This is a genomic window from Nocardia transvalensis, assembly GCF_015477765.1.
In the GTDB taxonomy this organism is placed as follows: Bacteria; Actinomycetota; Actinomycetes; order Mycobacteriales; family Mycobacteriaceae; genus Nocardia; species Nocardia transvalensis_A.
Window position 1 is genome coordinate 422185 of sequence record NZ_JADLQQ010000002.1, and the last position, 19004, is coordinate 441188.

Below are 19004 nucleotides of genomic sequence, written 5' to 3' on the forward strand. Positions count from 1 at the left end.
GATGACGATATGGACGCACTGGCGGGAATCAATCTTCGCGCGACCGCGCAGTCGGCGCAGGCCGATCCGCGGCAGGTCCGCAACACCGCCGGCGGCTTCACCTTCGAGGTGACGCCGCAGCAGCGCCTGCGCCGATTCCTCGTGCTCGGCACCGACGGCGGAACGTATTACGTTGGGGCGCGCGATCTTACGAAGGACAACGCTCAGGTCGTCCTGGATTTCGCGCGCAACCACACCGCCGAACTCGTCGACGAGGTGGTCGCGATCTCCACCGCGGGCCGGGCGCCGCGGCAGAACCCGGCACTGTTCGCACTCGCCGCCGCCGCGTCCGTCGGTGACCAGGACGGGCGCCGCAGCGCGTTGGACGCGCTGCCCCTCGTCGCGCGCACGGGCACGCAGCTGTTTCTGTTCGCCCGCTACATCGAGCAGTTCCGTGGCTGGGGTCGTGGCCTGCGGCGCGCGGTCGGCCGGTGGTACACCGACAAGTCGATCGAGGACCTGTCCTACCAGCTGGTCAAGTACCGCCAGCGCGAGGGCTGGTCGCACCGCGACCTGCTGCGGCTGTCGCACACCCCGGGCTACACCGCCGACGACACCCGCCGTCGCCTGTACGACTGGGTATGTGGTCGCGGCGGCTCGCTGGACGGCCTGCGCCTGGTGGAGGGCTTCCAGCGTGCCCAGGCCGCCGCGGCCGGTGAGATCCCGCAGCTGGTGCGCGAGTACCGGCTGTCGTGGGAAATGCTGCCCGACGCCGCGCTCGACCAGGCCGCGACGTGGGAGGCGTTGCTGGACAACGGTATTCCCCAGACGGCGCTGCTGCGACAGTTGCCGCGCCTGACCCGGCTGGGGTTGCTGTCGCCGCTGGCCGCGCGCACCGCGGCCGTCGCCGCACAGCTGGCCGACGCCGACCGGCTGCGCACCGCGCGCGTGCACCCGGTGAACCTGCTCGTCGCGCTGCGCACCTATGCGGCCGGGCGGGCGGCCCGCGGGGACAGCGCGTGGGAGCCGTCGCGCCCGATCGTCGACGCCCTCGACGCGGCGTTCTACGCGGCGTTCGGGGCGGTCGAGCCGACCGGCAAGCGGTATCTGCTGGCGCTGGATGTGTCCGGGTCGATGACCGTGCCCATTTCGGGGCTGCCGTTGACGGCGCGGGAGGCCAGTGCCGCCCTGGCGTTGGTCACCGCCTCGACCGAATCCTCGTGCGAGATCGTCGGATTCACCTCGGGCGGCGGCGGCTGCCACCGGCACCCGGCCGCCGCGCTGACCCCGCTGTCGATCGGCCCGCGCCAGCGCCTCGCGGATGCCATCGGTGCGGTGAGCAACCTGCCCTTCGGCGGCACCGACTGCGCCCTGCCGATGCTGTACGCGCTGCAGCGCAAGCTGGACGTCGACGTCTTCGCCGTCTACACCGACAACGAGACGTGGGCGGGCTCGGTGCACCCGCATCAGGCGCTGCAGCAGTACCGCCGCGAGATCAACCCGGAGGCGAAGCTGAGCGTGGTCGCCATGACCGCCACCGACTTCACCATCGCCGACCCGGCCGACGCCGGGATGCTCGACGTCGCGGGCTTCGACTCCGCGGTACCGGCCCTGCTGGCCGACTTCGCCCGCGGTCTCTGACGACTTCGCCCGCCGCCGATCAGCGGCGGGCGATCGCGCCCGGTGTCATCCCCGCGAACGTCGACACGTCGCGGTGCTGGTGGGCGCGCGGGTTCCCACTCGCTGCTCAATACCTCGTCGGACACGATCGGCCGCACGCACCGAGGCTGAGTGCGTCGCATCGCACTCCGCAACTGCCGTGCGGCACCGAAGAATTCAGAATGCATCAAATCGGTTTGATGTATTGTGGGGAGGGTGAGGATGGATCGAGTGCCGGTTCCGCTGCTGATGCGCATGGCGGGCCACCCGCTGCGCTGGGCGCTGATGACCGAACTCGCCGCCGGCGATCGCCGAGTGCGGGAGCTGGTCGACGCCGTCGACGAGCCGCAGAACCTGGTGTCCTACCATCTGCGGCTGTTACGCACCGCCGGTCTGGTCGCGGCGCGGCGCAGCAGCTTCGACGGCCGCGACACCTACTACCGCCTCGACTTGGCCCGGTGCGCAACCGCATTCGGTGAGGCCGCCGCCGCCCTGCATCCCGCGCTGGCGCCGACCGGCCGCCGGTGGCCGAAAGGCAGCTCGGTGCTGTTTCTGTGCACCGGCAACAGCGCGCGTTCCCCGATGGCCGAGGCGATGCTGCGCCGCCGCATCGACGACGTCCGCGTCGCGAGCGCGGGCAGCCACCCCGCGCCGCGGATGCATCCGAATACGGTGCGGGTGCTGCGTGAGGACTACGGCATCGACCTCGAGCCCCGGCAACCGCGGTCGCTCGATGCCATTGCAGGGCAGCGCTTCGATTACGTGATCACGTTGTGCGACAAGATCCGCGAGGTCCCCCGCGACCACGGCTCGGCCGTCCGCACGCACTGGAGCCTGCCCAATCCGTCCGCCGCCGCGGACACCGATCGTGCGACCTATCCGGAATTCCGGCGTGTCGCCAAGGAAATCGATACCCGTCTCGGATTCCTGCCTCCATAACAACACTCAGAAAGATCCGCCATGACGACGACCGCACCCACCGAACTCGCCCGCGTCCGCTACCTCATCGACGATGTGCGCGCGGCGGTCGACTTCTACACCACCCATCTCGGATTCACCGTCGACTTCGATGCCGCGCCCGCCTTCGCCGCGGTCGTCCGTGGCCCGCTGCAACTGCTGCTGGCCGGGCCCGCCAGTTCCGCGGCACGACCGATGCCCGACGGCGCCACCCCGGTACCCGGCGGCTGGAATCGCATCCAGCTCATCGTCGACGACATCGCCGCCGAGGTGGCGCGGTTGCGCGATGCCGGTGTCGGCTTCCGCAACGACATCGTCAGCGGCCCTGGGGGACAACAGGTCCTGCTGCACGATCCCTCGGGCAACGTCGTCGAATTGTTCCAACCCGCACCCCGTCCTGTGACGCGCTGAAGGCACCCGTCATGCCGACTTCTCGCCCCGCCGGTGCGGGCGTGATCGGCCGCCGGATTGCGCGTCTGCGGGATCCGAGGCTCATCGCCGCGCCGGCGCTGCTCGCGGCCTTCGTGGTGATCGCGTTGTTCGCCCCGCACCCGGACCCCACACAGATTCGTGACTGGGCGCAGGCGGCCGGTCCGTGGTTGCCGCTGATGTTCTTCGCGACCCACGCGCTGGCGACCATCGCGCTGCCGCGGGTTCCGTTCACCCTCGGCGCCGGACTGCTGTTCGGGCCCGTCACCGGCATCGCGGTCGCGATCGGCGCCACCACGGTCAGCGCGGCACTGGCGTTCCTGCTCGTGCGTGCGATCGGCCGCGACGCCATCGCCGCGCGGCTGACCCACCCGGCGGCCTCGGCAGTCGATCGCCGCCTGGCCCGCCGCGGCTGGCTCGCCATCGGATCGCTGCGGCTGATCGGCCCGGTCCCGTTCGCGCTGATCAACTACTGCGCCGCCCTCTCCTCGATCCGCCTCGCCCCCTACCTGATCGCCACGGCCATCGGCATGCTGCCCACCACGATCGCTTTCGTTACACTCGGCGACGCGCTCACCGGCCGAACCGACCCCGCACTGGTCACCGTCACCGCAGCCTGTATCGCAGTGGGAGCGCTCGGTCTGCTGATCGATACCCGCTGGCGCCTCGACAAACCGGCCGCGGACGCTCCGCTCGCCTCGCGCACCCAGCCGTGACCGCCGTGGCCGCGGTCGATCACCCCTGCCGGTGACCGTTCGCGGCTTCGAAGGAGGCCGCGCGCGGACGGTGGGCGGTGGGCGGGACGTCCGGGCGGGTTTGCCAGGGGCGGGGGCCGTCGAGCGGGCGGTACTCGACACCGAGGGCGTCGAGACGGGGGAGATGGTGATCGCGCAGGCGGGGGAGGAATTCGCCGAAATCGTGCGGCGCGGGGCTCCAGGCGATCTCGGCGATCGCGCACAGCCGGGGGAATGTGGCGTAGTCGACCCGTCGCACTGAATCCAGGTGCTCGCTCCACACCTGGGCCTGGATGCCGAGGACCCGCGGGCCGTCGCAGGCGGGCTCGTAGCGGTAGACGTCCTCGAGGGTGCGCAGGTAACCCACCGGAATCGGCTCGTCGGGGTGATCGGACTGCCGATGATCCAGATACACATGGGATTCCGGGCACAGCACGACCTCGTGGCCGGCGGCGACGGCGCGTGCGGCGGCGGCCTCGTCGCGCCAGGCGCCGATGACCATCGCCGGCAGCGCGCCGATATCGAGCACCTCGTCCCAGCCCAGGGCGCGGCGACCGCGGGTGGTGAGATAGGCGGCCAGCTCTGCCACGAACCGGCCGTGGGCGGCGGTCACACCGGGAACCTCGTCACCACCGATCCCGATGACCGGCGACGGGAACACGCTCAGCACATGGTCGAAGACCCGGCGGAAAAACTCCATTGCATAGGCGGTCGGATTCACCAGCGCGGTGCTCACACCCCACGACGTCCACACCTCCCACGGCTCCTCGGAAACCGGTCCCAATTCGGGATAGGCGGCGATCGCGGCGCGCACATGGCCCGGCACATCGATCTCGGGCACCACCGTGATCGACCGCTCACCCGCATAGGCGACGATCTCGCGCAGATCGTCGGTGGTGTAGAAACCGCCGTGCGGGCGTCCGTCGCGTTCGGGACCGTCGTGGCGGCCGACCATCGACGCCCTTCGCCACGAACCGATCTCGGTCAGCCGCGGGAATTCCGGCACCTCGATGCGCCAGCCCTGATCGTCGGTCAGATGCAGGTGCAGCACATTGAGCTTGTGCACCGCCAGCAGATCCACGAACCGCAGCACCTCGGCCTTGGTGCGGAAATTGCGTGCCGTATCGAGCAGACATCCCCGCCAGCGGTAGCGCGGATAGTCCTCGACCACCCCGCACGGCACGGTGGGCGGACGGCGGTCGACGCTCGCGGCCCGAAAAGCAGTGGGCCCGGCCAGTTGTCGCAATGTCTGGTAGCCGTGGGCGCGACCGGCCTCGTCGGCGACGGACAGTGTGACACCGCTCGGACGGATCTCCAACCGGTATCCCTCGGGCGGCAGGTCCGGGTCCACCCGCACCTGCGGGTGGACGGGCCAGGGGCACACACCGGGGCGCGCCGTCGCAGCGACCGGCCGGGGCAGCAATGTGTCGAAACCCGGCATGTCAGCCCTTCATCGCCCCGTCCAACCCGGACACCAGCTTCCGCTGCACCAGCACGAACAGCACCAGCGCCGGAATCGTCATCAAGGTCGACGACGCCATGACCGCACCCCAGTCGGTGTCCTCCGGTTTGAAATACACCAGAATCGCCTGCGGCAGCGTCTGATTCTCGGTGTGGGAGATGATGAACGTCTTGGCGAACAGGAAGTCGTTCCAGGCGTGGATGAACGCGAGCACGCTCACCGACACCAGCCCCGGCAGCACGAGCGGGAACAGGATCTGCCAGGTGAACCGCAGCCGACTCGCCCCGTCCATGCGGGCGGCCTCCTCGAGTTCGACCGGCACCGCGGCCACGAACCCGCGCAGCAGCCAGATCGCCAGCGGCAGGCTGAACGCCAGATCCACCAGCATGATCGAACCCAATTCGTTGAGCCCGAACACCGGGACGGTGCCGCCGATCTCGCGCATCAAGAAAAACAGCGGAATCGTCAACGCCTCGACGGGGATCATCTGCGCCACCAGGATCATCACCAGCAGCACCGTGCGCCCGCGAAACCGGAACCGCGACAGCGCCACCGCCGACAGAAACGACAGCAGCAGCGAAAACGCCACCACCACAACCGCAACCAGCAAGCTGTTGAGGAAAAACCGGCCGAACCCGTTCATCGACAACACCCGGCCGAAGCTGTCCCAACTGGGCGACAGCGTCCACGGTTTCGGATCCGCGGACTGGATCTCACCCGCGGGTTTGACCGCCGAGAGCACCATCCAGTACAGCGGGAAGGCGACCAGCCCCGCGATCGCGATCGCGGCCGCATCGGTGGCCAGCCGCACCGTCCTGCGGCGCGCGAGTGTCATGCCCATGGTGTGCTCCGGCGCTGCGACCGGACGTAGAGCCCGGTGATCGACAACAACAGCAACGTCATGAGGACCCCGATCGCCGAGCCCAGGCCGTATTCCTGTCCGGCGAAAGCCTTCTGGTAGGCGTAGACGTTGAGCACCAGATTGTTTCCGGCCACACCACCCCCGTTGGTCATGACATAGATCTGGGTGAACACCTTGAAATCCCAGATGATCGACTGGACCGTCGCGATCAGCAGCAGCGGCCGCAGCATCGGCAGGATCACCGAGCCGGCCGTGCGCACGGTCGAGGCGCCGTCCAATGCGGCGGCCTCGAGCACCTCCCGCGGGATGGCCCGGATGCCCGCGTACATCGTCACCATCACGAACGGGAACGAGCACCAGATCACCTCGCCCGCCACCAGCCCGAAGGCGCTGAGGGTGCCGAAGGTCCACGAATGGCCCTGCATCGAGGTGAATCCGAGACCCGACAGCGCCTCGTTGACCACCCCGAAATCGGTGTCGAACAGAAACAGCCACACATAGGAACCCGCCACCGCGGGGGTCGCCCACGCGCCGAGCGCCGCGAGGAACAACAGCATCCGCGGCACCGCGCGGACCCGGGTCGCCAGCACGGCCAGTGCGGTGCCGACCGCCAGCGAACCGGCCACACAGGCCGCGCCGAAGCCGAACGTGTTGGCGAGCACCCGCCAGAACTGGCTGTCCGACAGCAGTTCTCGATAGTTGCCGAACCCGACGAATTGCAGCGGAGCCGTGCCCGCGGCCTGTGCCTGGCCGTAGTCGAAGAATGAGATCAGCACGATCTGGTAGATCGGATACGCCAGGACGGCGGCCAGCAGAATCCCGGCCGGGGCCAGGTAACACCAGGCGGCGAGCGTGTCGCGGCGCGGTCGGCGTGGCCGGGGCGGTGCCGGCGGTACCTGGGTGCGGACCGGAAGTTCTCGTAATGCCATGTGCCCCTACCTGAATGCCTTGTTCATCGCCGCGGCCGCGGCCGTCAGCGCGGCTGCGGGGTCCTTGGCTCCGGTGGCGATCTGCTGCACCGCGGTCGGCAGGATGTTCTGGCTGTCGATCTTCGACCACGCCGGGGTGATGGGAACGAATTTGGTTCCCGTCCCGATGGTGTCGACGAACGGCGCGAGGAACGGGTCATCTGCGGCCAGCTTCTGCTGCACACCCGCCAGGGTCGGCAGGTTGCCCATCGCCCGGTACATCTTCTCCTGATACTTTGCGCCGCCGAGCAATTCGATGAAATCGCGGCCGAGCCCGCGCTTGTTGCTGGCGCGGAACACTCCGAGCAGGTTGCCTCCGGCGAAAGCCGGTGCGACGGAACCGGATTGGGTGCCGGGTAGCGGCACGACCGCGTATTTGCCCTGCACCGCACCTTGGTCGACGGCCTTGCGGTTGAAGTCGCCACCGATGGTCATGGCCGCCTTCCCTCCGGCAAAGGCCTGCACACTCTGGGTGCCGGTGAGTCCGGCGCATTGCGCGGGCGGGCAGATGTCGTCGCGGATCAGGTCGGTGTATCGGGTGATCCCCTCGGTCGCCGCGGGCGAGTTCACCGTGGCGTTCCACATGGTTCCGTCGTATTCGGCCAGCTCACCGCCGTAGGCCCACAGGAACGGCAGCATGGCGTAGGTGTATTTGCCGCCGACGGAGATCCCGTACAGATCGGGTCGGGCCGCGCGGATGCGGCGGGCGGTGTCGGCCAGTTCGGCGAGAGTGGCCGGTGGCCGCAGACCCAGCTCGGCGAAGATGTCGGTGCGGTAGTAGAGCGCGCGCACGCCGGTGAACCAGGGCAGCCCGTAGATCTTGCCGCCGGATTTCGCGGTGTCGAGCACCGACGGGATGAGATCGGCGCCCTCGGGCCACGCCGCGAGGTCGGCACCGAGATCGGCGAACGCACCGGTGACGGCGTACCCGGCGAGATCGGTATTCCCGAACTCGGCCACATCGGGCGCACTGGCCGGATCGTTGAAGGCCCCGGCGAATCTGTCCGCCCGCCCGGCCACCGGAATCCACTGCACATCCACCTCGGTGCCCGGGTGCGCCGCGGTGAACTCCGCGATCGCCTCACCCACCACCGCCTCTTTGGGCCCGCGATTCGCCTCGTCGAACAACCAGACCCGCACGGTCCCGGTCCGCTCATCGCCACCGGGCCCCGCCGGATCCGACTGCACCGGAGCACATCCCACGAGCATGAACAGCACGGCCGCGACCGCGAGCGCACCTCGCGTGCCCCCGCCGAGCCGGGATCCACTGCGCGGCATGAAAACTCCCGAACTTGCATTGCATAATACGCAACGGATGTTGCGCTTTGTGCCACAAGTTTTAGCACCCCGGCCGATAGCAATCAATAGCCGGATGTGAGGCGCATCGCATCATCGTGCATCCGCATGCGGGAGTGTCTGTGGTGCACAAGGCATCTCGGCATGGAGTGAATACCCGAGACGCCTGCCGGGTCGAATCACCAGGTGGCGCAGGGGAGTTCTCAGGCGAGCCGCCAGCGGGTGGCGCCATGGGGTTCGGCAGTGGCAACACCCACGGCGGCGTGCGGCGTGATGAAGTAGAGATGCCACGGCGGCGGACCCGCACTCGGCGCACTGTAGGGGGCGGTGAAGGCGTCACCGTGAACCTCGGCGGGCCAACCGAGCTCGCGGTAGCGGGCCGCAATGCGTTCCAAGATCTCCGCGTCGGTCACGATCGCGGCCGTCCCCTCGAGGACGAGATCCAGGCCCTCCAAGGCGAAGGCAACCGTGCAGGACGGATTGGCGGCGAGATTGCGCGACTTGCGAGTGGACGGTCCACTGACCATATAGACGCCCTCGTCCAGCCACACCGCGCCGACCCCGGCCGTGTGGGGGCGGCCGTCGGGCCGACAGGTACTGAGGAAAACCGAGACCCCGGGCCCGGCGGCGAAATTCTCGAGGGCCTGTCGGGCCCGTGCCCACGGCAGCGGTTCGTTCCCGTAAATATCCAGGTTGATCGTCTCGATCGTCATGATGCTCCTCCAAGTCTCGGGATACATCTATAGACCGGCGAGGTCCTGGGAACTCATCGCACGCAGCCGCCCTGGTGGCCGGTTCATCCGAGGCAGGCGCGGACGGCCTTGGCCAGGTTGGACGCCCGCGGGTCGTCGGGCCGGAAGTTCCACAGATTCGTGACGTAGCCGAAGCCGACACCGGCCTCGGGGTCGGCGAAGGCGATCGATCCGCCGGAACCCGGGTGGCCGAACGACGCGGGTCCCGCCATCGGCACCGGTGGGCAGGCTCGCCAGAACCCGAGCGACATGTAGAAGGAGCGGTCGGCCGGGATGTTCAGCTCCGGTGGCAGCCCGTGCATCCGCGTCCTGTCGGTCTGGACGGCCGTCGCCCGTTCGACCGTCGCCGGACTCAGCAGCCGCACGCCGTCGACATCGCTGACCGTGGCGGCATACATCCGGGCCAGCGATCGGGCGTCGGCGTGCATGTTCCCGGACGGGAACTCTGCCGCGCGCCAGGCACGCGACGTGTGGTATTCGGTCGTGTGGTCCAAGGCGCCACCGAGCTCACCGGCGCGGGCTTGGACCGAGTCCGGACCCCACACGGCGGTGATCCATGCGGTGACCGTAGCCGCATCGAGCCCGGTGGACTCGATCATCCCGGCGGTCAGCTCCTCGAGGGTGAACGGAGCGGCGTACTCGAGCCGGGCCACCCGTCGCTCGTGTTCCTCGGGCAGCCCGATCCAGGCGCTCAGTCCGAGAGGGGCGGCCACCTCGTCGGCGAAGAACGTGCCGAGTGATTTGCCGGAGATCCGCCGCACGAGTTCCCCGACCAGAAACCCGAACGTCACGCTGTGGTAGACGTGCTCGGTGCCGGGCTCCCACAGCGGCTTCTGCGCCTCGAGGGCACCGATGACCGGATCCCAGGCGCACACCTGCTCGAAGGTCAGCGGTCCGTCGACGACCGGCAGACCGGCCTGGTGGGACAGCAACCAGCGCACCGGGATTCGGTCCTTGCCGTGGGCGCCGAACTCCGGCCAGTACTGGACCACCGGGGCGTCCAAATCCAGCTCGCCGCGCTGCGCCAGCAGGTGGGCGCAAATCGCGGTGGCGCCTTTCGTCGTCGAGGCAACCTGGACGATGGTGTCATCGCCCCACGGCCGGTTCGCCTCGCGATCGGCGAGGCCGTCCCACAGGTCGACCACACGACGGCCGCCCACGTAGACGCAGCACGCCGCGCCCACCTCGCCGGGGTTTGCCTCGAAGTTCGCGCGGAACGCGTCGGCGACCTTTCCCCAGCCGTCTTCGACACCGCCACCACCGCTCCGGGAGTCGTGTCCCTGCCCGGCTGTTCCGCTCGTCGTGCCCACCATGCTGCAATCCTTTTCTGGAGATCCGAACCTTCTGGAGAAGCCCTCGTTCGTGTTGTCCCCGAACGCATTCCGCGTCCCGGAAACCGCAATCACAGTGCTGCTCACCCGAATACCGTCGCCGGCCGGGCTGATACCGACCTGACACCGGCCTGACGCGCCCCCTGATATGTGCGCGAGGTGGCTGTCGGAGGCTGAGATAGGCTGGCACGACTCCAGTCCTGACGCGGTGCGGGCGACAGGAAATCGCTTGTGGGCGAAGATCGGATTGCGCAACGCTGCGGCTGTGACGATGCATGCCGGACAGCTGACCGTATCGCCGGAGACCGTGCGGGAATTGGTGGATGAGCAGTTCCCCGAATGGCGAGATCTGCCGATCCGAAGCGTCACCGGTGCGGGGACGGTCAACGCCATCTTTCGGATCGGGGACCGGTTCGTGGCTCGATTCCCGCTGCAAGCCGGGGATGTCGAGGCAGTGCGGCGAAGTCTGCGGGCCGAGGCGGCAGCGGCGCGAGAGCTGGCCGGCCGCACCCGCTTCCGCACACCTGAGCCGATCGCACTGGGAGAGCCGGGGGCAGGCTACCCGCTCCCGTGGTCGGTGCAGACGTGGCTGCCCGGGACGGTGGCCACAGACGAGGACCCCGGCAGATCCCTCGCGTTCGCGCATGACCTGGCCGAGTTCATCGGCGCCGTCCGGGCGATCGACACCCATGGCCGAACCTTCAGCGGCGATGGCCGAGGCGGCGAGCTGCGGTCCCACGACGCCTGGATGCAGACGTGCTTTCAGCGCAGCGAGGGACTGCTGGACGTCGCACCGCTGCGCCGGATGTGGAATGCCATGCGGGAACTGCCGCGCGGTGAGACCCGTGACCTGATGAACCACGGCGACCTGATCCCCGCCAACGTGTTGGTGTCGGATGGGCATCTCACCGGCGTGATCGATGTGGGTGGACTGGGCCCGGCCGATCCCGCCTTGGACCTGGTGAGCGCGTGGCATCTGCTCGACACCGCCCCGCGACGGGTGTTACGCGACCACCTCGAATGCGACGACCTGGAATGGGCCCGCGGCCGAGCATGGGCCTTCCAACAGGCAATGGGCATGGCCTGGTACTACACCACCACCAACCCGCCCATGAGCCGGACGGGAATACGCACCCTCGCCCGCATCACCACAGAGGAGATCCAGCAACGAGAATAGAAACGACCTTCTGCGCCCGCACTTCCCCAAGACACCCAACCTGTCCGTGCACGCTCCCAACGATCTTCGCGATGTCGAACCGTCTCACCGCGCTGTTACGCCGAACCAACGCACATGGATCCAGGCCCCCGTCCCACCAGCCCGCAGGGTGGCGCTCGGGTGAGCCAATATCCATACCGCCATTGACGGCAGCCCAGCAACGGATTCATCGAGGCTTGGCATGCCCACGGTGAGGCGCTCGAAAACCAGTGGAGCAGCACCGCTTTGCGCTATTGCGGGCCCGGCTCCGGTGGTCAGTGGGGCAGGGCAGGAACGGACTGTGGCTGTCGTGAGGCAGAATACGGGTGTGAGCGACGTGCCGGGGCCCGGTGGAGACAGGTTCGATGCGGTGGAACGGTTGCGCAGGACGCCGGACGGTGTGCGGGCGGACGAGACCGGTCGTTCCGAGGCGGGTGACGGCGCGTCGAAGCTGATCCGGTTGCCGCATCGCCCGCGGCGTATGACCGAGGATGCCGGTGAGCGTCGCCGTAAAACGTGGCGCTCGGAGGGGGGCTCGGTTTTCGATCCTGCGCCGACCAGGCCCGTGCTGCGATCAGAGCTGCAGTGTGAGACGGGGGCATGGCCGGTCGACCTCGGTCCGGCGTGGCAACACGTTCCCGACGAGGAGCCGGGCGGCGCCGAGCATGGCGGCAGTGTCATCGATCTCGGCGCATGGCGCAAACGAGCGGGTGACGCTGCCCCGGCCGTCGGCATTCGGCGCATGGCCAAGCCCCGCAGAATCGGACCCGACACCCCCTAAGTAGCCGCCTTCCGGACATATGTCCGTCGGTGCCGCGCGGCAGCTCACGGATCGGGAGCCATCGTCACGCTTCGGCACCGTCTGCTGGTGTGAAGGGCTCGCCGTCGAACCGCTCACGGGTGGCGATCTCGGCGACGCTGTTGCGCTTCAATTTCGTGAGTTGGCGGACCGGCTTGCCCAGCGGCAGCACCGCGGCGATCGCGAACGACTCCGGCACCCCCAGAAGTTGTTTGACCCGCGGCTCCTCGGCCACCACCAGCGTCGTGATGGTGCCTCCGTAGCCTTCGTTGCGCGCGCTCAGCAGGATATTCCAGACGAAGGGGTACACCGAGGCGCCGCTGATCACGCCGACCCGGTCGAGATCCTGGTCGGTGGCCGCAACGGCGTTGAGGTCCAGGCACACCACCAACACCAGCGGCGCTCGAAGATACAATGCCACGTCCTCGGGTGGCACCTGGATCTCCTGCATCTGTTCGCGCGGCACACCGCAGGGGCGCAATGGGTTCCATGGACTCTCGCCGTTGCACAATTGCGCGATGGCACGCTGTGCGCCCGGAATCGTGAGCTCGGCCAGCCTTTCCCGGGTCGCCCGGTCGCGAACCACCACGACTCTGACACCCTGCCTGTTGCCGCCGGTCGGCGCGAACCGCGCGGCGTCGAGAATCCGCTCCACCACGCCATCGGGTAATGGGTCGGCGGTGAATTCACGTACCGCCGCCGTCGTGCGCATGACTTCGAAGAGCTCCATAACACACCTCCGAGGCGAAGGCCCGGTTTCGAGTATCGGTGGGGCTCAACGTCGTGGTTCGACCGTCATGCCGCGGAAGTCGGCACTGCGGTTGCGAGCCAGGAACTCATGAGGGAAGCCGAGATCGATCGCGCTGGCCTCGCCCAGGCGGGCCAGATGAGCGGCATCGAATTCGACGTCCAAAGCGCCGAGGTTGTCCTCCAACTGCGCCGGAGTCCGGGCACCCATGATCGGCGCCGTCACACCGGGATTCTGCAGCGTCCAGGCGAGAGCGACCTGCGAGGGCGTCTTACCCAGCTCTGCCGCAACCCCTTTCACCACATCCGCGATCGCCAGGCCACGTTCGGAGAGCACACCGCCGGCGCGGGCGAGTTCCTTGCGGGTGCCCACAGGCGAGGCGGTTGCCTCCTCCTGTGCGGTCAGGTCGGCGCGGCTGTATTTGCCGGTGAGCACCCCGCCGGCCAGCGGTGACCAGGGCACGACGCCCAGCCCCATCTCCCGCGCCATCGGAATCAGATCGCGCTCGGCGGTGCGTTCGATCAGGTTGTATTCGATCTGCAACGCCACCAGCGGTGACCACCCACGCAGGTCGGCGATCGACTGCATGCGCGAGACCTGCCAAGCCGGAGTGTCGGAGATACCCAGATACAGCACCTTGCCTTGACGAACCAGATCGTCCATACCGCGCAGAACCTCCTCGACCGGCGTCAGAAAGTCCCACGCATGCAGATACAGCAGATCGATGTAATCGGTATTCAGCCGCCGCAGACTCGATTCCACCGAGGCGACCATGCTCTTGCGGTGGTTGCCACCGGAATTCGGGTCGCCCGGCCGCCGCACGCTGGTGTATTTCGTGGCCAGCACCAGGCTCTCTCGATTGTCGCGGGTGAATTCGCCCAGCAGCTGCTCGGAGTGGCCGTTGGTGTACATGCTGGCGGTGTCTATGAGGTTGCCGCCTCGCTCGACGTAGATGTCGAACAGTTTGCGGGCGTCGCCGGAGTCGGCGCCCCAGCCCCAGTCCGCGCCGAAGGTCATCGCGCCCAGCGCCAGCGGCGAGACCCGCAGCCCGGAGCGACCCAGCAGCCGGTAGGTGTCCAGTGTGAGAGGCATCGTATATCCTCCTGCGTTCGTGTTCCGCGGTGTCGGACACCAGTCTGCTGCGGCGCGCGACCGCCGGTAAGGGAGGGTTCTTCCTGGTAACGGCGGTACCACCCTCCCTGGCCGAAAAAGAACCTCCTTCGATAAAAATAGATCTACTATCCAAAAGATAGTAGTAGGCCCAACTGCAGCAACTCCGGAGTGAATGTTGTCCGAACCGTCTCGGAATCCGAACCGCCTCAACCCGGGCGCACTGTGGTTGGGCGCGGCCCTGCTGCTCGGCCGCAGGGAATGAAAGCGTGGTGGAACACGGCTAGCTGAGCGGTTGCGTGCACATCGTCGCGAATCATGGTTCGAGTGCGGTTATCTGATCGCTGTCGGTTGTTTCTCGTCGGGGGGTGACCTCGCCTCGGATCAGTTCGACGGTCTGGTCGGCGGTGGTCGCGGGGGAGTCGCCTACCGGCTCCGTGACGAGCTCGAAATCGCAGTCGTGTCGCTCCTCGCCCTGCACTACCGCGTCGTGGACGAGTTCTGCGCCGCGTTCTTCACGCAGGATGATCGGGTCCGAACGCACGTCCCTGTACAGCGACACGCACAGTAAACCCATCACCAGCACGAAAGGCAGCGACACCACCGTCGTCAGGGCCTGCAACCCGGTCAACGCACCGCCGAGATCACCCGGGTCGGCGATGACGAGCATGATGGCGGCGACGGCGCCGGTCGCCGCGCCCCAGAAGATGACGATCGCCTTCGACGGTTCGAGACTGCCCCGCTCCGACAGGGTCCCCATCACGATGGAGGCGGCGTCGGCACCGGAGACGAAGAAGATGCCGACGAGGATCATCACCAGGACGGCGGTCACCGAGGCGATCGGATAGTGATCGAGCAGGTGGAACAGCGCGAAGTTCGAGTTGACGGACCCGTTCGCCTCGGTCAGGTCACCGGTCCGGCCCTGCTGGAAGATTCCGGCTCCACCGAAGATCACGAACCACACCAGGCTGACGATGCTCGGAACCAGCAGGACACCGGTGACGAACTGACGGATCGTGCGCCCGCGACTGATCCGGGCGATGAACATTCCGACAAACGGCGTCCACGAGATCCACCAGGCCCAGTAGAAGACCGTCCAACTCGACAGCCATGCCTGCATCTCGTCGCCGCCTCTCGCACCCGTGCGCGAGGCCATCTCGGGCAACATGGCGACGTAATCCCCCAGCGAGGCCGGCAGGAGGTTGAGCATCAACAGGGTTGGCCCGGCGACGAAGACGAAAGCCGCCACGAGCAGGGCGAGGACCATGTTGATGTTCGACAGCCACTGGATACCGCGGTCGATTCCGGAGACGGCCGACACGATGAACGCGATGGTCAGGCCGGTGATAATGGCGACGAGGCCGACCTTGCCGATCGAGTCGACCCACCCGTTGAACTCCATGCCCGCGCCGATCTGCAGGGCGCCCAAGCCGAGCGACGCCGCCGACCCGAACAGCGTGGCGAAGATCGCCATCATGTCGATCGCACGTCCGCCGATGCCCTCGGAATGCCGTCCGAGTATCGGCCGGAACATCGACGAGATCAGCTGGGAACGTCCCTTGCGGAACGTGCCGTACGCGATGGCCAAGCCGACCACGGCATAGATCGCCCACGGGTGCAGAGTCCAATGAAACAACGTCGTCGCCATGGCGACTTCGGCGGCCTCGGAACTCTGGGGCGCGGCGGACCCGGGCGGCGGGCTCATGTAGTGCGACAACGGTTCCGCGACGCCCCAGAACATCAGGCCGATCCCCATTCCGGCACTGAACATCATCGCGATCCACGACGCGGTGCGGAATTCCGGCTTCTCGTCATCGGCGCCGAGCGGGATCTTGCCGTATCGGCTTGCCGCCAACCAGATCACATACACGACGAAAGCCGAAGCGATCAGCACGAACAGCCAGCCGGTATTGGTGATCACCCACGACTGTGCCTGGGCGGAGGCAGAGCCGAGGCCGGCGTGGTCGACGATGCCCCACGCCACGAAAGCCAAAGAGCCGATCGCTGTGACGCCGAAGACGAGCCGATCGAGCCCACGCCTGTTCGGCGACGTCCCGGCAGAATCCTCGGCGCTCTCGCCCGGTTCATCGGAGTAACGGTCGGTGTCGGTCGACATCAGATCCGAGTCCTTTCAGGCTCGCGGAAGCACACTTCCGAGAAGTCCCCTGTCACATCCGACGAACCGTACAGCGTATTACCCCGCGGCGCAGTGCAAATCACCCATCGCCCAGGCAGCCGAGGTCGGCCGGCGCACAATAGCGGACCACCAATTACCCACGGCAAATGGCGATTCCGGCGCGATCCGCAGCAGGATAGCCTGCGGCATCCGGGGGATCAGTGATACTCGACCAGACAGAATTCGTGCCCTTCGGGATCGGCCATCACGACGACCGTGCCTCCGTCGTGATCGTGCCGTTCGCCGGTGTACCGGCCGCCGAGGGCGATGACCTGGGCGACGCCCTGGTCGATATCGTCCACCGCGACGTCGAGGTGCAGGCGGACCTTGCCCTGCTTGGGGTCGGTTACGGGTTGAAAGACGAGACGAGGCTGCCGATCTCCGGGACAACCGAGATAGACCCAGCCAGGTTCGGAAGGTCCCTCCGGTCGGTCCAGCAGCGCACTCCAGAACTTCGCCATCCGTTTCACGTCGACGCAGTCGATCGTCACTCCGACCCAACGGTTCGTCATCTCGCCAGTATTCATGTCCCAGATACCGTCGACTCTCCCCGCCGTCACTGCAGCCGCCGCCGAGGCCGCCCGCTCGGTGTCGGAGGACGTCGAAAAATGAGTTGAACCCATAACCAGGCTTCGGCAGGGTGACCTGCGGACACCGCGCAGAAAAAGGGAGGTCGGACGTGCGGCTCGCGCGATATTGCTGTGCTCGACCGCTCGACCGCTCGACCGATCGCGCTGAACTGCGTTGCGCCGTCGAGCATTCGGGGCGGCGTCGACGCAGGAGAGTCGGGCTCGGCTGTAAACCGAGTGCCTCGTGCTGAGCGGGTTCGAATCCCGCCCGCCCCACTCCTGGCTATTGCATGGGGAACTCTCGTCCTTCGCGTCCTCGGCTATCCATGCGGTTCTCCTCGAACCCGGTTGTGAGGCGCTCCGGATCAGCGGAATACGCCGCTGGGTTCGTTGGTGGTGCGGACCTGGATCAGGTGCGGGCCGGGTGTGCCGAAGGCCTGTTTCAGCGCGTCGGCGAGCTCGCTGGGGGTGGTGACGGTGCGGGCCGGGATGCCGTAGCCGGTGGCGATGTCGACGAAGTCGATGCCGGGCAGGTCGAGTCCCGGGAGTTTGTCGGCGCCGAGCCAGGTTCCGTAGTCCTCGAGGACTCGGTAGGCGCCGTTGTGCAGGATCAGGTAGGTGATGTCGAGGTGGTGTCGGGCAGCGCTCCACAGGCCGGTGATGCTGTAGTTGGCCGAGCCGTCGCCGATCATGGCGATGACGGGCCGGTCCGGTTGGGCGAGCGCGACTCCCACCGCGGCGGGCAATCCGTAGCCCAGGGCGCTGGCCGCGGCGCAGAAGAAGCTGTTGGGCCGGGTGATGGGCAGGATGTCCCACCACGCGCCCAGTGACGGGCATTCGAAGACCCAGGCGGTGTCGTCGGGGTGGTGCTCGGCGAGGACCCGCAGGAACTGGGCTTCGGTGACCGTGCCGGTGCCCGCTGCCGAAAGGTCGACTGGCGCAGGCTGTTTCCTCGGCTCCGGCAGCGGCCTGGTGACGGTCACCAGACCGGTGAGCCGGGCCAGCGCCTCGGCGGGATCGCCGACGATGGCCGCGCCGAGCGGTGATCGTGCGGCCTGGTCGGGATCGGCGGTCACCAGGACCAGTTCGGTTCCCTCGCGCAGGTATCGGCCTGGTTGCCAGGCGTGGTAGGGCAGGACCGCGCCGCCGATCCAGGCGACGAAGTCGTAGGGCGCCAGCTGTTCTCGGACCTGGCCCACCATTGCGCCGAGAGTGCCTCGGTAGCAGGGGTGCTGGGTGGGAAACGAGATCCGCGGGTATTCGTAGGTGCCGAATTGGACGGGTAGACCGGCCTTTTCGGCGAGGGCGACCGCGGCGTTCCAGCCGCCGTAGGCGTCCACGTCGGGCCCGAGCACCAGCACCGGATTCTCGGCCGCATCCAGTCGCCGCGCCAGCTCCTGCAGTGCTTCGGGCTCAGCGACGGGCCGACCGGCCACCCGGCGGCCCAGCAGGTAGGGCAGGTTGTCGGTGTCGGCGGGTTCGTCCCAATCCGACAGCGGCACCGACAGATACACCGGTCCGGTCGGCGTGGTCGTCGCGCAGGCGATCGCTCGCGTCAGCGCGGCCGGCACCGCTTGCGGGGACGGTGCTTCGAAGCTCCATTTGACCAACGGTCGCGGCAGGGTCGTCGCGTCGTGGTTGGTGAGCATGCCCTGCAAGGTGATCAGCGGGCGGTACTGCTGACCGCTGAGCAGCACCAGTGGCGTTCCCGCTTGCCAGGAGTTCACTAGATTGCCCATCGCCTGCCCGACACCCGCCGCCGCGTGCAGGCTGACCAGCACCGGCTTCCGGGCGGCTTGGGCGTAGCCGTCGGCCATGGCCAGACCGGCACCCTCCTGCAGGGCGAGGATATAGCGGAAGTCGTCGGGAAATCCCTGCAGGAACGGCAATTCGTTGGATCCCGGATTGCCGAAGAACGTGGTGACCCCCTGCGACCGCAGAACCTCGTAGGAGGCGTCTCGTACCGTGGTCATCCGCA

17 protein-coding genes and 1 tRNA gene are annotated in these 19004 nt (G+C 67.7%); 7 read left to right on the forward strand and 11 right to left on the reverse strand.

Annotated features, from left to right (window positions below; all coding sequences use genetic code 11):
• Nucleotides 1-9 precede the first annotated feature (9 nt).
• From IU452_RS05995 to IU452_RS06010, 4 genes are all read left to right on the forward strand, one after another.
• Complete coding sequence (locus IU452_RS05995; protein WP_195107877.1) at nt 10-1620, forward strand: TROVE domain-containing protein; 1611 nt, start codon at nt 10-12, stop codon at nt 1618-1620.
• Between the two features lie 240 nt (nt 1621-1860).
• On the forward strand, nt 1861-2577 hold the full coding sequence (locus tag IU452_RS06000; RefSeq protein WP_228816896.1) for an ArsR family transcriptional regulator: 717 nt from the start codon (nt 1861-1863) through the stop codon (nt 2575-2577).
• Nucleotides 2578-2598: 21 nt separating this feature from the next.
• Nucleotides 2599-3006, forward strand: a complete 408-nt coding sequence (locus IU452_RS06005) for a VOC family protein (protein WP_195107878.1) — start codon at nt 2599-2601, stop codon at nt 3004-3006.
• 11 nt (nt 3007-3017) lie between these two features.
• A complete protein-coding gene (locus IU452_RS06010; protein WP_195107879.1) occupies nt 3018-3740 on the forward strand; it encodes a TVP38/TMEM64 family protein in 723 nt (240 codons plus the stop codon).
• 19 nt (nt 3741-3759) lie between these two features.
• Here the strand turns inward: IU452_RS06010 and IU452_RS06015 are convergent, their stop codons facing one another.
• The 6 genes from IU452_RS06015 to IU452_RS06040 all read right to left on the reverse strand — a co-directional run bounded on the left by IU452_RS06015 (nt 3760) and on the right by IU452_RS06040 (nt 10411).
• The gene (locus tag IU452_RS06015) at nt 3760-5199 is read right to left on the reverse strand and encodes a beta-N-acetylhexosaminidase (RefSeq protein ID WP_195107880.1); all 1440 of its coding nucleotides are present in this window, start codon (nt 5197-5199) and stop codon (nt 3760-3762) included.
• 1 nt (nt 5200) lies between these two features.
• Nucleotides 5201-6061, reverse strand: coding sequence for a carbohydrate ABC transporter permease (locus IU452_RS06020; protein ID WP_195107881.1), 861 nt, complete (start codon nt 6059-6061; stop codon nt 5201-5203).
• Entirely contained in the window at nt 6052-7011 is a 960-nt protein-coding gene (locus tag IU452_RS06025) for a carbohydrate ABC transporter permease (RefSeq protein ID WP_195107882.1), read from the reverse strand. Before IU452_RS06025 ends, IU452_RS06020 begins: the two co-directional genes overlap by 10 nt.
• 6 nt (nt 7012-7017) lie before the next feature.
• Nucleotides 7018-8328: an extracellular solute-binding protein gene (locus IU452_RS06030; RefSeq protein ID WP_195107883.1), complete on the reverse strand. Its 1311-nt coding sequence runs from the start codon at nt 8326-8328 to the stop codon at nt 7018-7020.
• 221 nt (nt 8329-8549) lie between these two features.
• On the reverse strand, nt 8550-9059 hold the full coding sequence (locus IU452_RS06035; protein WP_195107884.1) for a pyridoxamine 5'-phosphate oxidase family protein: 510 nt from the start codon (nt 9057-9059) through the stop codon (nt 8550-8552).
• A gap of 83 nt (nt 9060-9142) precedes the next feature.
• Nucleotides 9143-10411, reverse strand: coding sequence for a serine hydrolase domain-containing protein (locus tag IU452_RS06040; RefSeq protein ID WP_195107885.1), 1269 nt, complete (start codon nt 10409-10411; stop codon nt 9143-9145).
• 289 nt (nt 10412-10700) lie between these two features.
• Here IU452_RS06040 and IU452_RS06045 point away from each other — a divergent pair, with 289 nt between their 5' ends.
• Both IU452_RS06045 and IU452_RS06050 read left to right on the forward strand, forming a co-directional pair.
• On the forward strand, nt 10701-11606 hold the full coding sequence (locus IU452_RS06045) for an aminoglycoside phosphotransferase family protein (RefSeq protein ID WP_195108284.1): 906 nt from the start codon (nt 10701-10703) through the stop codon (nt 11604-11606).
• A gap of 346 nt (nt 11607-11952) precedes the next feature.
• Nucleotides 11953-12405 carry a hypothetical protein gene (locus tag IU452_RS06050; protein WP_195107886.1) on the forward strand — a complete coding sequence of 151 codons (453 nt, stop codon included), beginning with the start codon at nt 11953-11955 and terminating at the stop codon, nt 12403-12405.
• 64 nt (nt 12406-12469) lie between these two features.
• On the opposite strand, the gene IU452_RS06055 is transcribed toward IU452_RS06050, so the two are convergent.
• The 4 genes from IU452_RS06055 to IU452_RS06070 form a co-directional block, all read right to left on the reverse strand.
• Nucleotides 12470-13153 (reverse strand): nitroreductase family protein, encoded by a 684-nt coding sequence (locus IU452_RS06055; protein WP_195107887.1) that lies wholly within the window; start codon nt 13151-13153, stop codon nt 12470-12472.
• A gap of 45 nt (nt 13154-13198) precedes the next feature.
• Complete coding sequence (locus tag IU452_RS06060; protein ID WP_195107888.1) at nt 13199-14263, reverse strand: aldo/keto reductase; 1065 nt, start codon at nt 14261-14263, stop codon at nt 13199-13201.
• A 334-nt stretch (nt 14264-14597) separates the two neighbouring features.
• Nucleotides 14598-16397 carry a BCCT family transporter gene (locus tag IU452_RS06065; RefSeq protein WP_195107889.1) on the reverse strand — a complete coding sequence of 600 codons (1800 nt, stop codon included), beginning with the start codon at nt 16395-16397 and terminating at the stop codon, nt 14598-14600.
• Nucleotides 16398-16615: 218 nt separating this feature from the next.
• The gene (locus tag IU452_RS06070) at nt 16616-16969 is read right to left on the reverse strand and encodes a VOC family protein (protein ID WP_195107890.1); all 354 of its coding nucleotides are present in this window, start codon (nt 16967-16969) and stop codon (nt 16616-16618) included.
• 250 nt (nt 16970-17219) lie between these two features.
• Here IU452_RS06070 and IU452_RS06075 point away from each other — a divergent pair.
• Nucleotides 17220-17302, forward strand: a tRNA-Tyr gene (locus tag IU452_RS06075).
• Between the two features lie 89 nt (nt 17303-17391).
• Here IU452_RS06075 and mdlC read toward each other — a convergent pair.
• Nucleotides 17392-18999, reverse strand: a complete 1608-nt coding sequence (mdlC, locus tag IU452_RS06080; protein ID WP_195107891.1) for a benzoylformate decarboxylase — start codon at nt 18997-18999, stop codon at nt 17392-17394.
• Nucleotides 19000-19004 lie beyond the last annotated feature (5 nt).